Below are 18804 nucleotides of genomic sequence, written 5' to 3'. Positions count from 1 at the left end.
AAGGACCGTTCCGGAGGCGCGGGCGGGGGCGGGGCGGAGGGGCCGGGCAGAACACCGCGAGGGGTGTGGTGGTGTCCTGCCCGGCCAGGGGGCGGGGGTCAGTCGCCGGTGGGTGACGGCCCGGTGGGGCCGGCGGGCGCGGGATCGGCGCCGGGGGCCGGGCGGGTGGTGTCGTCCGGTGCGGGCGGCGCTCCCTGCGGGGGCGGCGGCGCGGCGGTGCCCGTCGGAGGTACGGACTGCCAGCTGACCCGCGGGTCCTGAACAGCAGTTCTTTCACCGCCGGACTGCGAGTCGGCAGCACCGGAACCTGGGGCGCCGTCCTGGCCGCCACCCTCGCCGGTGGCGGACCGCGCGGCCTTCTCCAGCCCCTGGACTGTGGCGTCGGCACTTGGGGAAACACCGCCGGTTCCACCGCTGCTGGCGCTGTCCTGTCCGCCCCGGTCGTCTCCACTGCCGGTGTCGCTGCTGGTGGACCTGGACGTCGAGGCGATGCCGCCCGGGAACCCGCCGCCGACGGTATCGGGACCCTGTGGCGCCGCGCTCCCCGCGCCGTCGGCCGCACCGGCCGCTCCTCCGGCTCCGCCGGTCCCGGCGGTGGCTGCCATCGCGGCGGCCTTCCGGCCGGCGCGTTCGGCGTGCTGCCGGGCCAGCTGCGCACCGGTGCCGCCGGCGCGGTGGATGTCCTCGCCGTTGGTGCCCTCGGCGGCCCAGTGCACGAACTTGAACGTCGCGTACGGCGACAGCAGCACCAGGGCCATGATGACGATGCCGGCCATTACGTCGGCGAGGGCGGCGATACCGTCCTCGGGGTTCGTGTTGCCCATGGCGGACGCGCCGAGGAGGAAGATCACCGTCATCAGGAGCTTGGAGACGATGAGGGTGGCGGTGGCCTCGATCCAGCCCCGGCGCCAGCGCCGGGTGGCCTCCCAGCCTCCGCCGGCCGCCGCGAACACGGCCAGGGTGACGAGGACGAGGATGCCGACCTTGCGGACCATCATGACGCACCAGTACAGGAACGCGCCGATCGCGGCCCCGAGTGCGGCGAACGTCGGCACCAGCCATCCGAGTCCGGCGAGCGCGCCGATCTGGGACACCTTGACCATGCGGCGGACGGAGTCCTCGACCGAGGTGCCCGCAGCCTTGAACAGCCCGTCGCTCAAGGCGTCGACGACTTCGATCGCGACTGTGGTCAGGGCGATCGCGACGAACGCGAACAGTACACCGGACGCGGTGCCGACGAAGGCTTGGCTGAGCGCCTGGCCGTCCCTTTTCATCGCGGCCCGCACCAGCTGTGCGCAGAAGGTGCCGACCAGCACGATCAGCCCGATGGGCAGCAGCGTCTCGTAGTTGTCCCGGAACCACCCGGCATTGAGATCGATGCTGGTGGTCGCGTTGACGGCGTCGGCGGCGAGCTCGGCCGCTGCTGCGGCCAGTTCGCCGGCGCTCTTGGCGATCCAGTTGCCGATGCCCTCGGTGATCGCTTTGCCGGGGTCGGCGACGAAGTCGATCGCGTCGGCGGCGTCGCAGATTTTGCCCGCGACGGGTATTTCGCAGAAGTCCACTGACGGGACCTCCTTTCTGCCAGGTCAGTGGGCTAGGGGGCGACGCGGGGAGCGATCGACACGAGGCCGCAGCTCGCGCTGGGCCGGCACTGGACGGCGAGGGTGACCGCGCGGTCCTCCGCGCCGCCCCCGCCGTCCTTCCAGCGGATCGTCTGCTTGCCGGTGACGGTGACGGCGTAGATGTACGCCTCGGTCAGCGCGGCCGGATCGTCCGCCAGGGCCTGCCTGAAAGCGGACGGGAACGTCGCGTCGCTGATCTTCGCGGTGGCGTGCTGGGCGTTGTCCCGCATCCGTGACCACAGCACCGGGTCCGGAACCTGCGACTGGACCGCGCTCCAGCCGCTGTACTTCGCCTCGTCCGTCATCCAGGCCCGCATCCCGGCGACCTGCTGGTCCCGGCTGGTGGAGCGGGCATCGTACGACCACAGCATCGCTGCGGCGGCCTTGCCATACGCGAGCGGATCGTCGAGCCGCGGCGGCTGCGCCACCGAACCCGTCCCCGGAGACGACGGGGCCACGCCCAGGCCCTCGGCTCCGGCCGGGGCACTGCTCGCCGGAGCCGAAGGGGCGCTGGTACGGCGCTGCTCCTGGTCGCCGGTGGCCCAGGCGACGAGGCCGGCGGTCGCGACCAGCAGGGTGATCATGATGGTGACGGCGGTGATGCGCCGGCTGGCCGGCCAGTGAGCGGTATGGCGGTGGAGCACGGAGGTACGGGAGCTTTTCATTAGTTGACCTGCGTCCCCAGCGCCGAGAAGAACTCGACGATTCCGTTGGCGGCGCCGAGGCCGAGTGCGGCACCGGCGCTCACGAGGGCGCCCTTCTTGCCGTTGGCCTCGGCCTGGTGACCACCCGAATGGTGGCCCCAGGCCCATACACCGAGGGAGACGGCCAGGGCACCGACGACAGCGATGATGCCGAACATGTTGATCGAGGAGACGACGTCGCGCAGGACGTCGAGACCGGGCAGGCCGCCGCCCGCGGGGGTGATTCCGGGGTCGAAGGCGAGGAGGTGGTTACGGTCCATCGGTGGGGCGGACTCCTTGCGTACACAGGCACGGGGACCTGCGGAAATACGGGAAAGGCAGAGCAGAGGGGGGTAGGCCGAGAGGCCGAAGAGAGGGGAGAGGGCGTCAGAGGACGCGGCGCACGGTGAGGATCTCGGTGTCCGCGACGGGCTCGATGCGCACCACGGTCCCGGTCCTGGGTGCGTTGATCAGCAGACCTGAGCCCATGTAGAGGCTCACGTGCTCGGGCACGGCGGCCGTGCCGCGGGAGAAGATCAGGTCACCGGGCTTCAGCGTCTTAGCGGAGACCGCTTTGCCCTCCTTGACCTGGGTGTACGTGGTGCGGGTCAGAGTGACCCCGGCGGCGGCGTACGCCTGCTGGGTGAGGCTGGAGCAGTCGCAGCGGCGCATCGGGTCCGGCCCGCGCGGGTCGGTGCAGGTTCCACCCCACTGGTAGGGGGTGCCGAGCTGGCCCATCGCCCAGCGGATCGCCGTCTGCGCGCGCGGGTCGGCGTCCTTCGGGATCTCGTACCCCTTCGGGACCGTGCCGGGCGGGATCGGCCCGAACTCCGCGCCGTCCTCGCCGGGCACACATCCGGAAGTGGGGTTGTCCCCGTCCGGAGCGGTGCCGCCTTCGGGCAGGACGGCGGCGATCGCCTTCTGCAGGGCGCGGGAGAGAGGCTCCCACTGCGCGTACGCGTCCGGGAACCCTGAGAGCTGGACAGCCTGGGCGGCCTGGGTGATCGTCATCGACTCCCACCCCGGCACCTTCAGCAGCCCCTCGTAGAACTTCGTGGACGCGTACACGGGGTCGCGGACCTGCTCCGGTGTGCCCCAGCCCATGCTCGGACGCTGCTGAAACAGTCCGAGCGAATCCCGGTCCCCGTAGTTGAGGTTCCGGAGCCGGGACTCCTGGAGCGCGGTGGCCAAGGCGACTACCTGCCCCCGCTCGGGCACCTTCAGGGAGATGCCGGTGGCGATGATGGTCTTGGCGTGGGGGATCTGCTCGTCGGGCAGCTCCAGGCCCTCGATTCGGATGTCGGCGTCCGCGCCCTCACCGTTGAGGATCGCGGTGACCTGTGCGGCGACCGCGGAGGTGTCGACATCCGAACCCGGCACGCAGGTGGCGGCGGTGAGGGCGGAGCCGCTGCCGGCCGCTGCGACGACGGCGACACCGGCGATCAGGAGAGGGGAGAGGCAGAACACGCCGATGGCGGCGGCTGCGCCCTTCACCCGCTGCTGCCTCCCGTGGAGCGGTCGTAGGCCGGTGGCCGGATGTCCGGCGGTTCAGGGCATGGGTGTGTCACGGATGGTCCTTCGGTGAGGTCCGGCCGGCTCGTGTCCGCGTATGCGGTGGGAAGGGGGCGAGGCGGTCCGGTGGTGGGCGATATCGGATCCTGCGCGGGAGAGTGCGAGTTGCCGCTCGCAGTTCCCCGCCGAGCAGGGGTCAGGTATGCGGAGACACGGAGTCTCCGTGGACAGGAATGAGGGGTGGGGTGGGCAGCGACGGTGTTCGTCGGCCCGGTTCCAAAACAGTAGACGCCGATCCCCGGTTGGCGAAATAGTTCACGGCCGAGCCTGTGAACGGTGGATCCGGATCGGGAGCGATAGCGGCCAACCGGGGATCGTGGCCTACAGTTTTTGGTACGCCCCTCGCACACCGCCTCCACTGGCTCTGTGGGAATCACCCTGCCCACACGCCGCCCGTGGACTCTTTTGGTGATTCCGAGGCGGATTCCCCCAGCCTTTCCCGACCGAATCCGGGGTCCCCTTTTGTCTTTTTCCCTCCATCAGGGCGATGCCCTGACCGTTCTGTCCGGGCTGCCGGACGACAGCGTCGACTCTGTCATCACCGACCCGCCGTACAACTCCGGCGGCAGGACCGCGAAGGAGCGCACCAGCCGCACCGCGCGCCAGAAGTACACGAGTGCCGATGCCGGGCACACGTTGCCGGACTTCACCGGTGAGAACATGGACCAAAGGTCGTACGGCTTCTGGCTCACCCAGATCATGACCGAGGCGCACCGCCTGACGAAGACCGGTGGCACTGCGCTCGTGTTCACCGACTGGCGCCAGCTCCCGGTCACGACGGATGCGATCCAGGCGGCCGGATGGCTGTGGCGCGGTGTCCTGGCCTGGCACAAACCGCAGTCCAGGCCCCAGAAGGGCCGCTTCACCCAGAACTGCGAGTTCATCGTCTGGGCCAGCAACGGGCCGATCGACGCTGCCCGGAACCCGGTCTATCTGCCGGGTCTGTACTCGGCCTCGCAGCCGTCGGGCAAGGACCGCAGGCACATCACGCAGAAGCCTGTCAGCGTGATGCGTGAGCTGGTGCAAATCTGCCCTGACGGCGGCACGGTCCTTGACTTCTGTGCCGGCTCCGGCTCTACCGGTGTCGCCGCCCTGCTGGAGGGCCGCAGCTTCATCGGCGTCGAGAAGACCGAGCACTACGCCCAGATCGCCTCCGACCGGCTCACGGAAACCCTGCAGACCCGCACTCAGGACGAATTCGTCCTCTCCGCCTGACAACGTCCACGTGCGGCACGGCCAGGGTGCCCTCCCGGGAGTCTGCCCGTGCCCCACGTGCCGGTGTTGTAGCAGTCGGTCCCCGGTTGGCGAAATCGGGGAATCCCAAGACCGTTGAAACCGCATCCCCGTCCCTGCGGTTCAAGGAGACCTGAATTCTTGTCTGACCCCATAGATCCCCTCGACGAAGGGGAAATGGAGCCGATCCGGCTTCCTGATTCCGGCCTGGTGAGCATCGAGGCGGATGTACGAAGGCTCCTGGACCGCACGGCCGAGCAGGCGAAGCAGCTCGACAGCCTCTCCGCCGGCCCCGGGGGCGACCCGGTCACTGGCCGCGGTCCCTCGCCGTTCGCCGGGTTCGGCCTCCCCGCGGGTTTCCCGGGAATGCCCGGCATGCCCCCGCCGCCTCCGGACCCGAAGCCGATCCTCGAACTCGACGGCGAGTCCCTCGAAGACGAGCTGGATGCCCTGACGGACTGGGTCGACGGTTTCCTTCTGCCCGCCTACGGGGCGGAGGTCACCACCGCCGCACCGTGGTGCGAGCAGTGGCAGGATCACCAGGACGTCACCGCCTGGCTGCACGCCCTGTGGATGGCCTACCAGCAGCACAAGGACCCCGAAGCGGGACTGTCCGGGATGCTGGTGTGGCACCGGGACTTCCTCACCCACGCCATGGCCGCCGTCCGGGCCGCCGGCGGACCGTTGTCGGCCTGTATGACGGATCCGGACCGGCCCTCGCACCGGCTGCTGCCCGGCCCGAAGCCCTCCGCCCGCACCCCGCGGCCCGCCCCCGGGCCATCGGGTGAGCCAGGGGACGATTCATGACCGGGGCGCCGTACGGGCTCAGCCTCGACCCCCACGTGGTCGCGGACCTGCTGTCCGTACCCGATGCCGTGCGCGACAGGGCGCTCGCCCGGCTCGGAGAGCTGACCACCGTGGTCCTGGCGGGCGGTACTTCCCTTCCCGGCGAGCTGGCCGGCTTCCGCGAACTGCCCCTCGGCGAGGATGCCGAGTGGGGTCTCGTCTACACCCGGCGCCCCGCACCGCCCGCCTCGGCACACCGGACCGAGATCCACGTGGTGGCCGTACGGTCCAGCCGTCCCTGTCTGCACGACACCGTCCGCGCACGGCTCGGCCTCACCCGCCCGCTCGGTGCCATGGCCCATGCCTCCCGCACCCGCTCGCCCCAGCTTCCCGCCCAGCACGACCTGACGCCCTCTCCGCGCCCCGTGTTTCCGGCGCGGCCCGGACTTGCCCACCCCGCACCTGCCCCGACCCTGAAGGGACTTTCGCTGTGACGATCGAGTTTCCCACCGAGTTCGACCTTTCCGCCGCCGTCCTGCTGGAGACTGAGTTTCCCTCTGAGCTGCCCCGCCACCGGGCGATCCTCGACACCTACCTCGATGTCCAGCAGCTCGACGAGCGGATCTTCGGCCCCGACAGGCCCGCCCTGGACAACAGCCCCACCACCGGCGAACAGATCAAGCAGCTCGCCGATCTCCTCGCCGAACGGCTCACCTCCGGACGCGAACTGGCCCGCCTGCATTCGGACTCCGGCGTCTGCGCCAGCTCGACCGAAACTGGGGACGGGGACCGTTGGGGCGAGCGGGTCCAGGGGCTGGAGTTCACGTTCGTCTCCGGCGGCCGGGTCCAGCCTCCCGGCGTACTGCACGCGGTGCTGGGGATTTTCGCTGACCTCGGAGACCCGGGCGCCCTCGCCTCCGCCGACCTGGTGGCCGCGCTGCGGACCCTGCCCGGTACGGCCGAGGGCCGCTGGCGCTACGCCGACCTGACCCCCGCCCGCCTCGCCCAGCTCCTGGCCCCCTACGAGGTCCAGTCCCGCGACATCACCCTCCCCGACGGGCGCCGCCGCAAGGCGTACCGGCGTGCCGCGTTCCTGGCCGCCGCCGGCCACTGAAAGACGGAGCCACGACACCATGACCACCCCTGCCCCTGCCCCGGTGAAGACGGTGCTCACCGATCTCGACCACCGGATCGAAGCCGCCACCGGGCGCAGTATCGGCCGCCTGTGGAAGCAGCGGGACTGCGGTCTGCTGGATGGGCCGCTCACCGCCCTGGTGGACGCCCACCGAACGCTCGACGAAGCGGAGACCGGCCTCGTCTTCCACCGCGTGCTGCTGCAGCGGCTCGCGAGCGGCGAGTTCCCGGTCGACGCGGCGCTGCTGTCCCGAGTCGACCGCACCGTCGACCAGCTGAAATACGCGGTGGCCCGGCGGGACGACCTTCAGGCCGCGGCACTGGCCGTGCTGGAGACCGTCGAAGCCGCCGCCCGCACGGCCCCGTCCGCCACGGCGGCCGAGCTGTCGCCGCACGACCAGGCCGCGCTGCTGGCCATCGCCCAGGGTGCCAAACTCCATGAACATCTGCTCACTCAGCAGGTCTCGGTGGCCACCGCCTCCGGTGCCCGGATCGGTTCCGAGACCCTGCGGCGGCTGGAGACGGACGGGCTGGTCGAGCGCGACACCGCTCACCCCCTCCACGCCGGACAGCCCGTCACCCTCACCGACGCCGGACGCGCCGCACTGTCCGCCCCTCGCTGTCCGGCACCACCGGCCACCGCGCCCGTCCAGCGGGCGGGTGCCTGGCCCGCCCCGGCGTCCCGCTCCCGCCACTGAAACCTGGCCCCGCGAGCAGCTTCCGCCCCTGACCTCTTGAGAGCCCAGCCCATGCCCCATGCCGTTGACTTTCGCCTTGACGACTTCGAGGCCGCCACCGAGCAGGTCGGTGAAGCCTTCTGGCAGCACATCGAAATCCACGAGACCGACTTCACCGGGCTCGCCGAGCACCACACCCCGGACGGGCAGCACAGCTACTACGTCCTCCACGACGGCTCCGCCACCTGGGGCATCCCCGGCGAGCCGCAGATCGTCGCCCTCCACATCCAGCGCGATACCAGTACCCGGGTCTTCCGCTTCCAGCACGCGATCCTGCCGCTGCCCGGTATGGCGCAGTCCTGGCTGATCGCGCGCGGCTGCTCCAAGGAAGGCACCCGCCTGCTCCCAGACGCCCGAACGGCGTCTGCGGACGACACCACCCGCGCCCTGGAGGAGCGCCTCATGGGCGACGGCGGCGGGGACCACTTCGCCCTCCTCACCAGCTACACCGACGACACCTCCGACACCCCGGAGATCACCGTGCTGCTGCACGCGGTCAACGAGCAGGAGCCTTTGCCGTTCCGGGTGTTGCTGGAGCGCATCGACACCACAAGCCGGACACACACCCTTCGCGAAGGCGCCTTCCGCACCTACGCGGAGGCCACCATCTGGTGGGAGGCCCACTGGAGCGGCGAAGCCCCCGAACTGCCCGCCCTTCCCGCCGGCACCCCCATCGCGGCACTGCCCGCCGTAGCGGTGCCGGCCTCACCGCCCCCGGGCCGGACCCGCTGACCACACCGGCCCGTTCGTCATGCACTGCCCGGTGCGCCAAGCGGGCGAAAGGTAGCAGCCCTTTCCCGGTTCGTGAAACCGGGGATTCTCCGGACTCTGGAAACACCCCGAACGGCATCCCGCCGGGAGCCGATTCCGTATGCACCCACTCCAGAGCAGAGGGCAATTTTCCCATGCGCACTCGACGTATCACCGTGACCGCCGCCGTACTGGGCGCGCTCGCCCTGCCGCCGCTCTCCGCCCCGGCGCAGGCCGTGACCCCCTCGGTGGATTCGCCGGGCCCCCGGTCCTGCAACAGGCCCGGACCCTGGGTGATCGGGACGAAGGCCGTCACCATCCGCTCCAAGACCACCACCACATCGACGGCTGTAGGAGTCCTCTACAAGGGCCAGCGATTCACCGTCCACAAGACCAGCGGCAATTGGCATCACATCACCAACAAGACCACCGGAATCAAGGGCTGGGTCAGCGGGACGTACGTCTACCGCGACGTCCGCATGTGCCTCAACTGACGCCCAGCCGCACCGTGATCTCCGCCCGCCAGCTTTCCACCCGAATTGGAGAGGAGTTTCGTGTCCGATGAATCCGACGACGTGATGCGCGTCATCACCGGTCAGATCGAGGCCCATTTCGCCATGAGCGTGCCCTCGCTGCGGCGCGCGGTCGCCGTCACGCCGCACGCAAACCCGGCGGCGGTAGAGGTCGTGCGCTGGCACGGCCTCCTGGCGACCGCGCAGAGCGCACTGGAACGGGCCGAGGACGCGCTCGTCGCCGTCCTCGACACCGTCCCCGGCGATCTGTCGGAAGATCACGACCGCATCATGCGCTTCGCCAACCGGGTCAACGAAGCCGTCGACCTCCGGGACGGCCGCGCGTCCGTCCTCGCTTTCCTCCTCGACCCCGGCACGCCGGGCAAGCACGGTCCCGCCGCCTGGCGCAGTGCCGTCCCCGCGCACCGCCAGGGGAAGCCCGCGCTGCCGACCACCGCCCCCGCCCTCCCCACAGTGCCGTCAGTACCGGTGCGGCGGGGGGCGGCCCGGTGAGCGTGACCGACCGGCCCAGCAGCCAGGACACCGCGCTCACCGAGGCGTTCGGCGCCCCGGTTCGCCGGCTCTACGCCACCGCTACCGCTCCCGGCGCGTCCGCCGCTCTGCGACGGGCCCTGGAACTGCGGTCATTTCTGGTCCTGGCCGAGGAACAGGTGGCCCGGGTCCGAGACCGCGTCCACGCCGCAATGGACCCCAGCCGCGACCAGGGCACTCTGTCCGCGGACGCACTCCGGATGGACGCCGAATGGCTCCAGGCCGCCCTGGAGGCCCGCGCCGGCTACCGCACCGCCCTGGACAGCTGCTGCGCACCATGCCCCGGCCCAGCCCGAAGGCCGGTGCCGAGAAGGTTCAGTTCAACCAGCCGCGGATCACCATGACCCTGCCGCCCGCAGCCCTGGCCCCGGGGCCCGTCCGGGGCGGAGCGAGGACGGGACGGCCATAGGGATGCGCGAACCCGATCCGACCGCCGCCACCATCGCCGCCCGCATCGAGATGCTGTACGGCCAGCCGCTCGGCGTGCTCGAAGCCCACTCCGGTGCCGGCCCTCACAACAGCATGCTGACCGCGCTCATCGGCAGTCTGACCGATCTCCGGCTCGCCGAGCGCACCATCACCTTCCACCGCGACCGACTGCTGCAGCTCGCGCATCCGGAGCGCTCGATCGGCTCCTTCGACGCAGGCCACCTGCTCGACAACGCCCGCCGCATCAGCGAAGCCGTCGCCGCCCGCGATGCCCATGCCAAGACCCTCAGCGCCGTCCTGCAGAGCCTGCACCGCGTCCCCGTCCCGGCGACGGAAGCACCACCCGCAGCACCGGCACCGCTGCCCGCGCCCGCCGCACCGGCGCGCTGACCCCGCCCCTCTCTGTTCCTGGAGCACCCCGCCTTGGCCCCCACCGGTCTCCCCGCCGTGCGCACCGACCTGGCACGCGTCACCGAATCCCTGTCCATGCTCACCCCCCGCTGGAACATCCATCTCCTCCTGGTCCTCTCGGACAAACCCCTGCGCTACACGGAGATCAAGCAGCGGATGCCGTGGCTGGCCGACGGCCAGCTCCACCCCAAGCTCCGCCAACTCACCGATACCGGCCTGCTCGACCGCACCGAACACGGCATCCGTCACGTCACCTACGGACTGACCACCCGCGGAACCGACCTGATACCGGTCCTGACCATCATCGCCACCTGGGCCGACGCCCACCTGGAGAACGAACCCGCACCCGCAGCCGAACCGGAGACCTTCCGCCGGGCCCGCGACGTCGAAGACACCCTTGTGCTGATCGCCACCCGGCACGCCACCCCGATCCTGTGGACCCTCAAGGCCCGGACCACCGCCACCGCCACCACCGTGGCCGGCGAGGCGATGCCCGGATACGGCCTCAGCTCCGCCTACCCCAAGCTGCGCCAGCTCATGGACGACGGCCTCGTCGACATCACCGGCGGAACCTCCTACCGGCTCTCCGCCTCGGGCCGGGCCCTGGCCCCCGTCTACGCAGCGATCTCCGCATGGGCGGCCGGACGCCCCCTCGCCGAGGCCACCGCCCATCCGCTCTGGGGACAGCCGGCCCCGTCCCAGCAGACCGGCACCACCTGGACCAGCACCCAGACCCGGCTCCCGGCCCCCGCCATCCCCACCACATGGCGCGCCGGCGAACTCTTCTCCCACCAGCCCCCTGCCCGCGCTCTCGCGGGCGTACCGGCAGGAGGCCCGCGCCGATGACCACCACCCACACCTCGATCCGCGACCAGCCCGCCCGTACCGCCGCCGCCCTGTCCCACCCGGGCCTGATCCGGCTGATCACCGAGATCGACGACCACGGCCCCGTCCCGAACACCCTCGCCCGGGTCTTCCCGGACCTGCCCCGCCACCAGATCCGCCACGCCCGCGACACCGCCCGCGACCTCGGACTCATCGACACCGACCACCACACCTACCGGCTGACCGACCGCGGCACCGCCCTCGCAGACCTGTACGACCAGGCAGCCCGCTGGGCCCGCGCCCACGACCACCCCGCCCGCGACTCCTCCTTCGTCACCCGCGTCCAGGCCACCTTCGACCACCTCACCCGGGCGGCCCGCAACGGCGAGACAGCCGCATCCGGGACCGGCCACCTCCTGGACGCCCTGCTCGGGTTGAGCGGGACGACCCCGGCTGTCGCCTACCGCCCCCTGTCCGAGGCCGCATGACCTCCCTTTCCGAAATCCCCAGCCGCCCCTCCCCGTCCCGGATCACGACCGCCTCGGACAACGAGGTGTACGTCAGCCCTCGCCACCTCGCCGGATCGACCGCGTACGGCGATCCAGGCCTCCAGCCCGCCCTCGACTCCGGCTGGAAGATCAGCTACGACGACCATGGCAACGTCCTCCTTCCGTCCCCCGACCAGCGGATCCGCATCGGCTACCTGCCCGAAGGCGACGACGACGCCCTGTGGAAGATCGCCGCCTACCAGAGCCCCTTTGAGGCACCCCGGTGGGCCGCGGCCTTCAGCTCCGACTGCCCCACGGAGTTCGTCACCGCTTTCACCAGCGCACTCGTTCCCCTGCATGAGCCGGAGGGGAACGCGTTCCTTACCGGTGGCATTGGCCCCAGACTCCACCCGGTTTTTCCCGTGCTGAAGCCTCTGCTGGACGCAGGGTGGAAACTGCCCCAGACCTGGCGGCATCCGGAGCTGCGTTCCCCGGACGGCCTCGCCGGAGCCTGGTTCGACCGCAGCTCCCTCGACCCCGCCGGAGAGTTGACCAGCAACCACACCCGCTGGGGGATGTGGGGCGGCTCAAGCTACGGGCGCTGGTACGCCGTCTTCTCCACCGGCACCCCCACCCGGCTCATCACCGCCACCGCGGCAGCCGTCGCCGACCCGACGCCCGTCCTGCGCTGGCCGGGCGAACTCTCCCGCATGACCCGGGCCCGCGCGACGATCACCCCCGTGCGCCCTCCGGCACCCACCCCGCTAGAGATGGCCCGCGCCCGCCGACCCGTTTCCGCCCTGCGGACCATCACTGTCCCCCGCTGGAGCACCAGCACCCCCTCCGCCCGCCTGCCCGGCCCCTCTCGGCCCGCAGCCCGCCGCTGACCTCCCAGTCACACCCGCCCGGAGCCCCCTCTCTTGTCCCTGCACGCCAAGCAGTTCTTCACCAGCGCCCTTCCCCACCAGCTCGACGGACTCGTCATCGGGGAAGTGTTCTATGCCCCGGCCCCGGAGCCGGACCTGGGGATCTGGCTCCGGATCGACTTCTACGAGACGATCCGCCAGCACACATACGGCGGCCTGCGACTGACGGCCATCCACCCCGACAAGGGCCAAATCGACGCCGTAGCACTCTCCTTCGCCGACCACTGCACCTTCCGGGCCCGCGACCTCCACAACGGCACCCGGCCCGGCACCAGCGGGTACGCCACGATCCGCGACTTCCCCCACGATGAGGAACACCGTCCCTGGGCCGGCGGCGACTTCACCGCCCTCGCCGACGCCGTCCACCGCTACGCCCGCATCTGGGGCATCCCCATACCCGAACATGGTGGCCGTACGGGCCCGCGCGCGGCACCGGTAGCCGCGCCTTCCCGGATCCGGGCGGCCACTGCCCGTGCTCGATAACAGCCTCCGCGAGCTCCGCGCCCACGGCATCCGGCCCCGCGTCACCGGCCACTACCCTGGCACATACTCCTGGATACAGGCTGATTTCACTGTCAAGGGAACTGTGGTCCGCCTGTTCGGCGACCACGAGCCGTCCCAAAGTTCGGTGGAGATGCACCATCTCCCCGTCCGGCACGTCCCCGCGCTCCTGAACGCTGTTGGTGCCACCCTCGACCTCGGACTGCGGCCTTTCCAGTGCCTTCCGGAGGACTACGAGGGCGAGGCCGCGCGTTGGCTTGCCGAGCAGTTGGGTGACGCCATAGGGATAGTCGGCAATTGGCCCGTTCTCGGGAGTGAGGACGACCCCAACCCCTCCTGGTACACCCAGCAGCTGTCCACCTGCTGGTCCGGCCCATTCCTTGAACTTCCCGGGCCTTCCCTGGACGCTCCCTGCATCCTGCGGATGTACCAGCTCACCGACACTGCGGCCCACGCCGTCATCACCGCCCTCACCCGCACCGCGTACCCCAAGACCCCGAAGCTGTCCACCGGCCCGGCCCGGGTACCGCCGATGTCTGCGGCCGAGGGCAGATCCACCCCCGGCCCCGGGTGACCTCGATCCCCGGACACGGGCCGATGTCCGTCCCCACGCGTCCGCCGTCGAACCGCACCACCACCCCCCTTTCCTGATGAGGAGCACCATCCCTTTGCACGCATCCCTCACCCGCGGCGTCCGCCGGCCCCTCGCGGTGGCTGTCGCCGCCGCCGTCGCTGGCACCCTCGCCACCGGTACGCCTGCGGTCGCGGCGGATCGTTTCGGACCCGGCTACAGCATCCCCGACGCCGACGGAAATCCCGGCGCGAGCCACATCGGGGCGTACGGCCCGCCCGGCCCTCAGGTCGCGGGTGACTCCCAGACCTACTGCGCCGACCCCGAGAAGAAGGGCCCCGACCGGGCCGACGGCTACAGCGCCCCCAAGACCATCACGTCCTGGACCTCGTCCGTCACCGGCAAGACCGTCCCGAAGTCCCATCTCGCGTACGCGTCCTACGTGATCGGCAAGTACGGACAGACCCAGTCGGATGCTCAGGCGGCGGCCGTGGACGCCGCCGTCTACGAATGGCTCGCCGGCGGCACCTACGCTCTCAACGGCCAGCGCGGCAAGCAGCGTCTCGCATACCCTGTCGTGTCGCCGACCTCCCGCACGCTCGCCCAGAAGTACGTCGCCGAGGCCCAGCGCCTCGCCGGACCGTACCGGCTCCAGGTCACCCCCTCGGCGACCACCACCCACACCGGCACCAAGGTCACCGTGGACGTCGAGGTCACCTCCACCCTCACCGGCCGGCCGATCCCCGGCGTCGCCGTCAAGGTCACCGGCACGGGTGCCGCGACTGCGACCGGGACCGTCACCACCGGCAAGTCCGGCAGCGCGGAGTGGGCGTTCACCCCGTCGAAGGAGGGCACCGCGACGGTCTCCGCCACCGCGACCGGCCTGCCGGGCTCGGAGCTGAAGGTCCTCACCCCGAACAACCCGGTCGCCCAGCGCATGCTGCTGGCGGGGGACACCACGACCGCCAAGGACACGACGGTCGTGAAGGTCGACCTGGCGCCGGGCGGCATCAGTATCCACAAGGAGAACCCCGAGGGGGATGTCCTCGTCGGCGCGGTCTTCCAGCTCCTCGACAAGAAGACCGGCAGGGTGATCGCCGAAGGCAAGACTGGCGCGAAGGGCGTACTTGTCTTCGACGGCATCACCCCAGGCACCTACACCCTCCGGGAGACCCACACCGGCGACACCATCCACGACCTCGTCCCCGACCAGGACATCACCATCGTCTCCGGCCGCACCGCAGAAGCGCATCCGATCACGGTCGTCGACCCGTTCAAGGACGCCAGCCTCCTCCTCCGCAAGACCGACAAGACCAGCGGCACAGACCTGGCTGGCGCCGTCATCAACATCGCCGAGAACCTGCCCAAGGACGGCGAGGAAACGCCCGGCAAGCAGATCCTCTCCCTCACGACCGGCAAGGACGGCACCGCGAAGGCGAAGCTCGACGTCATGCTGAAGACGGGCACCCGCTACTGGGCCACTGAGGTCACCGCCCCCGACGGCTACCAACTCGACACCAAGCCCATCCCCTTCACCGCCAAGCCCGGCGAGACCGTCACCGTCACCGTCCCGAACGCCCCCGAACCCACCACCCCGCCGCCCTCGACGACCCCGCCCACCACCCCGCCCACGACTCCTCCAACCATCCCGCCGGCCGTGCCGCCGAAGCCGGAACCGCCCACACCGGAAAACCCCAAGCCGGAGGCGCCCGAGGCGTCCGGGAGCCTCGCCCACACCGGCGCGGACGCCGCCCCCTGGCTTATCGGCGGCGCCGCCGTCCTCCTCACTGCCGGAGGCGGCGTCCTATGGGCCACCCGCCGCCGCGCCGCCCAGAACACCACCACCGGGGAGAACGAAGAGAACACGGCTTGACCCTGCCTCTGGGCAACAGGCACGAAAGGAGCCTCTTCGCGGGCACCTGGTCCGAAGGGCCGTGTCTGCCCCCGCCCCAGATCTGCGCCCGCTGACCTGAACACCCGACCCGAAGAGGGCCTGGAGAAACCGCTGGTTTCTCCAGGCCCTCTTCGGCGTACCGCCGACCGGACGGTCCCTGATCCGGGACGATCACCTACGACACTGCGGCCGACGGCGCCCCTCCGTCACGCGTCATCAGGATGCCCGGCCCCTTCCACGTCGTCGTCCTCCGCGTCGAGCGGTACCCACCCCTGCCCGTCCCACGCCCTGGGAGGGGGAAGCGGCATGGACAGTGCAGCGGCGGCGCGGCGAACAACACGGCAGAACAGATGGAACATTGTGAGACCCTCCGAGAACGGGGCGAGGAACCGCTGCGGCCTCTGCCCCGATGAGGGTTACGCCGCCAGCGCGTACTCCGGTCGAGCCCCGTCCGCCACGCAGGTGCCGTGAGCCGGGCAGAGCTCAGGGCGAAGTCCCGGTGCCCGGGGGACGATGGGCACACGCAGGCCGACCACCCCGCAGGGAGAGCACGCGGTGGGCGGAGCGGCCTCTACGAAGGGATAGGAACGGAGCCCTGTCGAGCAGCGCGCGGCGGACACGGCGGCCATACGGCGCGTCTCGTCTTCCAGGTCCCGCAGACCCTGGGTGGCATCCCGATCGGAGCGCCACTGGCCGAGGCGCTCCAGCAGCGACGTGGCGAGCGTCCGGTGCTGCGTGCAGAAGATTCCCTGGCATTCAAAAACGATCGTCGGATCGAACTCCCGGGGCCAGGAACCCCCGGCGCGGGGAGCCTCATGTGCCAACTCGTTGCGGAAGTGGTGCTTGGCCTGGAAGAGCGAAACATGGAACTCGTCGACCAGAACGAGGTCGAGCGCCTTCTCCGCCCACTCCGCAACGGCCATGGCTGCGAAGAAGTCACGGAGATATCGTCCTGAACCGACCGCCCGATCCTTCGCGCTGCCGTTGACCTGGTCCAGCTCGAAACCCGTTGCCAACATGCTCGTCACGAGGAGAAATTCGAGACTTTGGTTGCCGAGGGTGCGCTCCGCCTGGGGCTCGTACAACTCAAGAGGTACACGGAGTTGGCCGACTTGCTGGATTTCGACGCGGGGCTGTACGGAGCGTGGCAGCTCTCTGTACCGGTCGGTCCCCATGCGGCCCAGGTTAGCCGGTTTCTGAAGGCGACTGAACCGAACCGCCGAGGGTAAAAGACGACAAGGCGGTGCGGGCTCCCGCGTAGTCGGACCGGCCGTCGGCTTCTGCGGACCGGCCGGTGGAACGGTCGTCACCGGGGCCGGCGAATCACCCTTGCCGTGCCCTGGGGAGCAGGGGAGCAATTTCCGGGAGGACCGGCCACACAAACTGTTCTCCGGTGGAGCGCTCCTCCCGGGCGAGGACACCCAGTTCTTGGCGCTGCTCGAAAGGGAGGAAGTCGAGGGCGAGGCGACGGCCGACGTAGTCGGGGACGGAGGATGCCTGTCCGATCTGGGCGTCCTCGGTCATACCGGCGGGTTCGAACCGGGTTCCCAGCAGGTCGCGCAGCAGCTCCACGAGGGGCACACCGCACGCCAGCCCCCGGGTCAGTGTGGCGGACAGGACGTCGAGCAGCCCGTAGAGCGTGGAGCCCTGTTTGGACATCCGGATCTCCACCCGCACCAGCACCCCGTCCGCGGTGTGCGAGACGGTCAGCGTCCCGGCCGCCGGGCCGACCGTGAAGCTCCGCGTCAGCGCGTGCAGCCGCCGCCCTCCAGCACGGCCGACTCCGGCCGGCGTACGGCCGTTCCGCCCGGTCACGGCGTCTGCCTCGATGGCCATGCGGAAACCTCTTTCCTCCCGGGCGGCATGCTGCCGGCTCCAGGCCCTTCATGATGCTCACAGCGAGCCCCGTCACCGGGGGCACGCGCGAACCGTCGGACGGGATCGTACCGGCGGGCGGGGCGGGCGCTGACCACCCGGCTTCCGTGCCCGCACACTGCTGTAGGCTCTCCCGGCTCGCGGCATTGGGCGTCCCGTTGACCAGCAGCTCTTCCTCAGTCTCAAGTTGAGGCCACTGACGGCCTGTCTCACGACCGCGTCATTTCCTCGTTCGCTTCGTTGCGCTGGGCGCAGGTCGACCGGGCCCGCGCTGAGTCTGTGCGTGAGGCAGGTAATCCGTTGCTGACCATGGTTGCGTCGGAGGACTTCGCAGGGGCGCCGTCTCAGGCCCCCGGCAGGCTGGTGGCGGTACCGGTCTGCCGGGGGAGCGCTGGCGGTCCGGCGAGGCCGACGGTCGCGGACGGGTGGTTGACCGCCCGGCCGTTCTGTCGTCGCCGGTATGGAGCGCGTCCTTCAGCGACATCCGTCCAGGAGCCTTCCGTCACCGGAGGGTTGCGTCTCGACTTACCGTCGCTTCTTCGACGTGTTGCCCTCGATGGCTTCGACGACCTTCTTCGCTGTGGCCTTGGCCGAGCCCGGGTTCTGGCCGGTGACCAGGTTGCCGTCGGTCACGACGTAGGAGACGAACGGCAGTGTCGCCTTCTCATAGAGCGCGCCGCGCTGCTTGGCCTTCTCCTCGGCGTTGTAGGGGACCAGTTTGTCGACGCGGGCGAGGACCTCCTCGGTCCAGGCGAATCCCGTCATCTTGCGGCCGGCGATGAGGTAGGAGCTGTCGGAGAGCCGGGTGTTGAGCAGGCCGCAGTAGCCGTGGCAGACCGAGGAGACGATGCCGCCGCGCTCGTAGATCTCGCGGGTGATGCGCTGCAGGCCCTCGCTGTCGGGGAAGTCGTACATCACCGCGTGACCGCCGGTGAAGTAGATCGCATCGTACGCGGACGGGTCGATCTGGTCCGGGCTCGCCGTGTTCTCGAGCATGGCCATCTTTCCGGGGTCGGCGTGCCATGCCTTGGCGGTCTTGTCGTAGTTCGGGAATTTCAGTGCACGCGGTTCGAGCGGCACAGGGCCGCCGGCCGGGCTGACGAGCGTCTGCTCGTAGCCGTGCTCCTCGAAGATGTGCCAGGCGTGCGTGAGCTCGGAGAGCCACAGGCCGGTGGTGTGGGACGGGTCGTCGTAGTGGCCGACGTTGGTGACGACGTTGAGGACGCGCTTGGTCATGGCTGATCTTCCCTCGTGCGGACCGGGATGGAGTGGAGGCGGGCCGTCGTAGCCGGAGCCAGTGGTC

The 18804-nt window shown here is 70.4% G+C and carries 23 protein-coding genes; 16 read left to right on the top strand and 7 right to left on the bottom strand.

Features of this window, described 5'->3' with window-relative positions:
* Positions 1-98: 98 nt before the first annotated feature.
* The 4 genes from ABD371_RS24790 to ABD371_RS24775 form a co-directional block, all read right to left on the bottom strand.
* Positions 99-1562, bottom strand: coding sequence for an SCO6881 family protein (locus ABD371_RS24790; protein WP_344480401.1), 1464 nt, complete (start codon positions 1560-1562; stop codon positions 99-101).
* A gap of 32 nt (positions 1563-1594) precedes the next feature.
* On the bottom strand, positions 1595-2287 hold the full coding sequence (locus tag ABD371_RS24785) for a hypothetical protein (RefSeq protein WP_344480398.1): 693 nt from the start codon (positions 2285-2287) through the stop codon (positions 1595-1597).
* Positions 2287-2586: a DUF6112 family protein gene (locus ABD371_RS24780; RefSeq protein ID WP_344480395.1), complete on the bottom strand. Its 300-nt coding sequence runs from the start codon at positions 2584-2586 to the stop codon at positions 2287-2289. The genes ABD371_RS24785 and ABD371_RS24780 overlap by 1 nt, the downstream gene beginning before the upstream one ends.
* A gap of 106 nt (positions 2587-2692) precedes the next feature.
* Positions 2693-3799: a C40 family peptidase gene (locus ABD371_RS24775; RefSeq protein WP_344480392.1), complete on the bottom strand. Its 1107-nt coding sequence runs from the start codon at positions 3797-3799 to the stop codon at positions 2693-2695.
* Positions 3800-4339: 540 nt separating this feature from the next.
* On the opposite strand from ABD371_RS24775, the gene ABD371_RS24770 reads away from it, so the two are divergent.
* From ABD371_RS24770 to ABD371_RS24695, 16 genes are all read left to right on the top strand, one after another.
* Entirely contained in the window at positions 4340-5092 is a 753-nt protein-coding gene (locus tag ABD371_RS24770; RefSeq protein ID WP_344480524.1) for a DNA-methyltransferase, read from the top strand.
* Between the two features lie 195 nt (positions 5093-5287).
* Positions 5288-5917: a DUF4913 domain-containing protein gene (locus tag ABD371_RS24765; protein WP_344480521.1), complete on the top strand. Its 630-nt coding sequence runs from the start codon at positions 5288-5290 to the stop codon at positions 5915-5917.
* Positions 5914-6390: a hypothetical protein gene (locus tag ABD371_RS24760; protein ID WP_344480390.1), complete on the top strand. Its 477-nt coding sequence runs from the start codon at positions 5914-5916 to the stop codon at positions 6388-6390. Before ABD371_RS24765 ends, ABD371_RS24760 begins: the two co-directional genes overlap by 4 nt.
* Positions 6387-7010, top strand: a complete 624-nt coding sequence (locus ABD371_RS24755; RefSeq protein ID WP_344480387.1) for a DUF3631 domain-containing protein — start codon at positions 6387-6389, stop codon at positions 7008-7010. Before ABD371_RS24760 ends, ABD371_RS24755 begins: the two co-directional genes overlap by 4 nt.
* A 19-nt stretch (positions 7011-7029) precedes the next feature.
* Entirely contained in the window at positions 7030-7728 is a 699-nt protein-coding gene (locus ABD371_RS24750; protein WP_344480384.1) for a hypothetical protein, read from the top strand.
* A 51-nt stretch (positions 7729-7779) separates the two neighbouring features.
* Positions 7780-8499, top strand: coding sequence for a hypothetical protein (locus tag ABD371_RS24745; protein ID WP_344480381.1), 720 nt, complete (start codon positions 7780-7782; stop codon positions 8497-8499).
* Positions 8500-8672: 173 nt separating this feature from the next.
* Positions 8673-9011 carry an SH3 domain-containing protein gene (locus ABD371_RS24740; RefSeq protein ID WP_344480378.1) on the top strand — a complete coding sequence of 113 codons (339 nt, stop codon included), beginning with the start codon at positions 8673-8675 and terminating at the stop codon, positions 9009-9011.
* 60 nt (positions 9012-9071) lie between these two features.
* A complete protein-coding gene (locus ABD371_RS24735) occupies positions 9072-9542 on the top strand; it encodes a hypothetical protein (RefSeq protein WP_344480375.1) in 471 nt (156 codons plus the stop codon).
* Positions 9539-9925 (top strand): hypothetical protein, encoded by a 387-nt coding sequence (locus ABD371_RS24730; RefSeq protein ID WP_381734427.1) that lies wholly within the window; start codon positions 9539-9541, stop codon positions 9923-9925. The genes ABD371_RS24735 and ABD371_RS24730 overlap by 4 nt, the downstream gene beginning before the upstream one ends.
* Before the next feature lie 67 nt (positions 9926-9992).
* Complete coding sequence (locus ABD371_RS24725; RefSeq protein ID WP_344480372.1) at positions 9993-10400, top strand: hypothetical protein; 408 nt, start codon at positions 9993-9995, stop codon at positions 10398-10400.
* A 33-nt stretch (positions 10401-10433) separates the two neighbouring features.
* Positions 10434-11267 (top strand): winged helix-turn-helix transcriptional regulator, encoded by an 834-nt coding sequence (locus tag ABD371_RS24720; protein WP_344480369.1) that lies wholly within the window; start codon positions 10434-10436, stop codon positions 11265-11267.
* The gene (locus ABD371_RS24715; protein WP_344480366.1) at positions 11264-11734 is read left to right on the top strand and encodes a hypothetical protein; all 471 of its coding nucleotides are present in this window, start codon (positions 11264-11266) and stop codon (positions 11732-11734) included. Before ABD371_RS24720 ends, ABD371_RS24715 begins: the two co-directional genes overlap by 4 nt.
* Entirely contained in the window at positions 11731-12621 is an 891-nt protein-coding gene (locus ABD371_RS24710; RefSeq protein WP_344480363.1) for an SPDY domain-containing protein, read from the top strand. Before ABD371_RS24715 ends, ABD371_RS24710 begins: the two co-directional genes overlap by 4 nt.
* Positions 12622-12654: 33 nt before the next feature.
* The gene (locus tag ABD371_RS24705) at positions 12655-13143 is read left to right on the top strand and encodes a hypothetical protein (RefSeq protein ID WP_344480360.1); all 489 of its coding nucleotides are present in this window, start codon (positions 12655-12657) and stop codon (positions 13141-13143) included.
* Positions 13144-13246: 103 nt separating this feature from the next.
* A complete protein-coding gene (locus ABD371_RS24700) occupies positions 13247-13735 on the top strand; it encodes a hypothetical protein (protein WP_344480357.1) in 489 nt (162 codons plus the stop codon).
* 94 nt (positions 13736-13829) lie between these two features.
* Positions 13830-15605 carry a SpaA isopeptide-forming pilin-related protein gene (locus ABD371_RS24695; protein ID WP_344480354.1) on the top strand — a complete coding sequence of 592 codons (1776 nt, stop codon included), beginning with the start codon at positions 13830-13832 and terminating at the stop codon, positions 15603-15605.
* Between the two features lie 437 nt (positions 15606-16042).
* Here the strand turns inward: ABD371_RS24695 and ABD371_RS24690 are convergent, their stop codons facing one another.
* The 3 genes from ABD371_RS24690 to ABD371_RS24680 all read right to left on the bottom strand — a co-directional run bounded on the left by ABD371_RS24690 (position 16043) and on the right by ABD371_RS24680 (position 18737).
* Positions 16043-16801, bottom strand: a complete 759-nt coding sequence (locus ABD371_RS24690) for a hypothetical protein (protein WP_344480352.1) — start codon at positions 16799-16801, stop codon at positions 16043-16045.
* A 148-nt stretch (positions 16802-16949) separates the two neighbouring features.
* Positions 16950-17462, bottom strand: a complete 513-nt coding sequence (locus ABD371_RS24685; RefSeq protein WP_344480350.1) for a TSCPD domain-containing protein — start codon at positions 17460-17462, stop codon at positions 16950-16952.
* A 564-nt stretch (positions 17463-18026) separates the two neighbouring features.
* Positions 18027-18737: a type 1 glutamine amidotransferase domain-containing protein gene (locus ABD371_RS24680; RefSeq protein ID WP_006345966.1), complete on the bottom strand. Its 711-nt coding sequence runs from the start codon at positions 18735-18737 to the stop codon at positions 18027-18029.
* Between the last annotated feature and the right edge of the window lie 67 nt (positions 18738-18804).

The organism is Streptomyces amakusaensis, assembly GCF_039532665.1.
GTDB lineage: Bacteria > Actinomycetota > Actinomycetes > Streptomycetales > Streptomycetaceae > Streptomyces > Streptomyces amakusaensis.
This window is presented reverse-complemented; position numbering and strand designations above follow the sequence as displayed.

Coding starts and splice junctions, on each gene's coding strand:
- ABD371_RS24785 (WP_344480398.1), bottom strand. CDS start 2,287: ATGAAAAGCTCCCGTACCTCCGTGCTCCACCGCCATACCGCTCACTGG.
- ABD371_RS24780 (WP_344480395.1), bottom strand. CDS start 2,586: ATGGACCGTAACCACCTCCTCGCCTTCGACCCCGGAATCACCCCCGCG.
- ABD371_RS24765 (WP_344480521.1), top strand. CDS start 5,288: ATGGAGCCGATCCGGCTTCCTGATTCCGGCCTGGTGAGCATCGAGGCG.
- ABD371_RS24760 (WP_344480390.1), top strand. CDS start 5,914: ATGACCGGGGCGCCGTACGGGCTCAGCCTCGACCCCCACGTGGTCGCG.
- ABD371_RS24750 (WP_344480384.1), top strand. CDS start 7,030: ATGACCACCCCTGCCCCTGCCCCGGTGAAGACGGTGCTCACCGATCTC.
- ABD371_RS24745 (WP_344480381.1), top strand. CDS start 7,780: ATGCCCCATGCCGTTGACTTTCGCCTTGACGACTTCGAGGCCGCCACC.
- ABD371_RS24740 (WP_344480378.1), top strand. CDS start 8,673: ATGCGCACTCGACGTATCACCGTGACCGCCGCCGTACTGGGCGCGCTC.
- ABD371_RS24725 (WP_344480372.1), top strand. CDS start 9,993: ATGCGCGAACCCGATCCGACCGCCGCCACCATCGCCGCCCGCATCGAG.
- ABD371_RS24715 (WP_344480366.1), top strand. CDS start 11,264: ATGACCACCACCCACACCTCGATCCGCGACCAGCCCGCCCGTACCGCC.
- ABD371_RS24710 (WP_344480363.1), top strand. CDS start 11,731: ATGACCTCCCTTTCCGAAATCCCCAGCCGCCCCTCCCCGTCCCGGATC.
- ABD371_RS24690 (WP_344480352.1), bottom strand. CDS start 16,801: ATGGGGACCGACCGGTACAGAGAGCTGCCACGCTCCGTACAGCCCCGC.
- ABD371_RS24685 (WP_344480350.1), bottom strand. CDS start 17,462: ATGGCCATCGAGGCAGACGCCGTGACCGGGCGGAACGGCCGTACGCCG.
- ABD371_RS24680 (WP_006345966.1), bottom strand. CDS start 18,737: ATGACCAAGCGCGTCCTCAACGTCGTCACCAACGTCGGCCACTACGAC.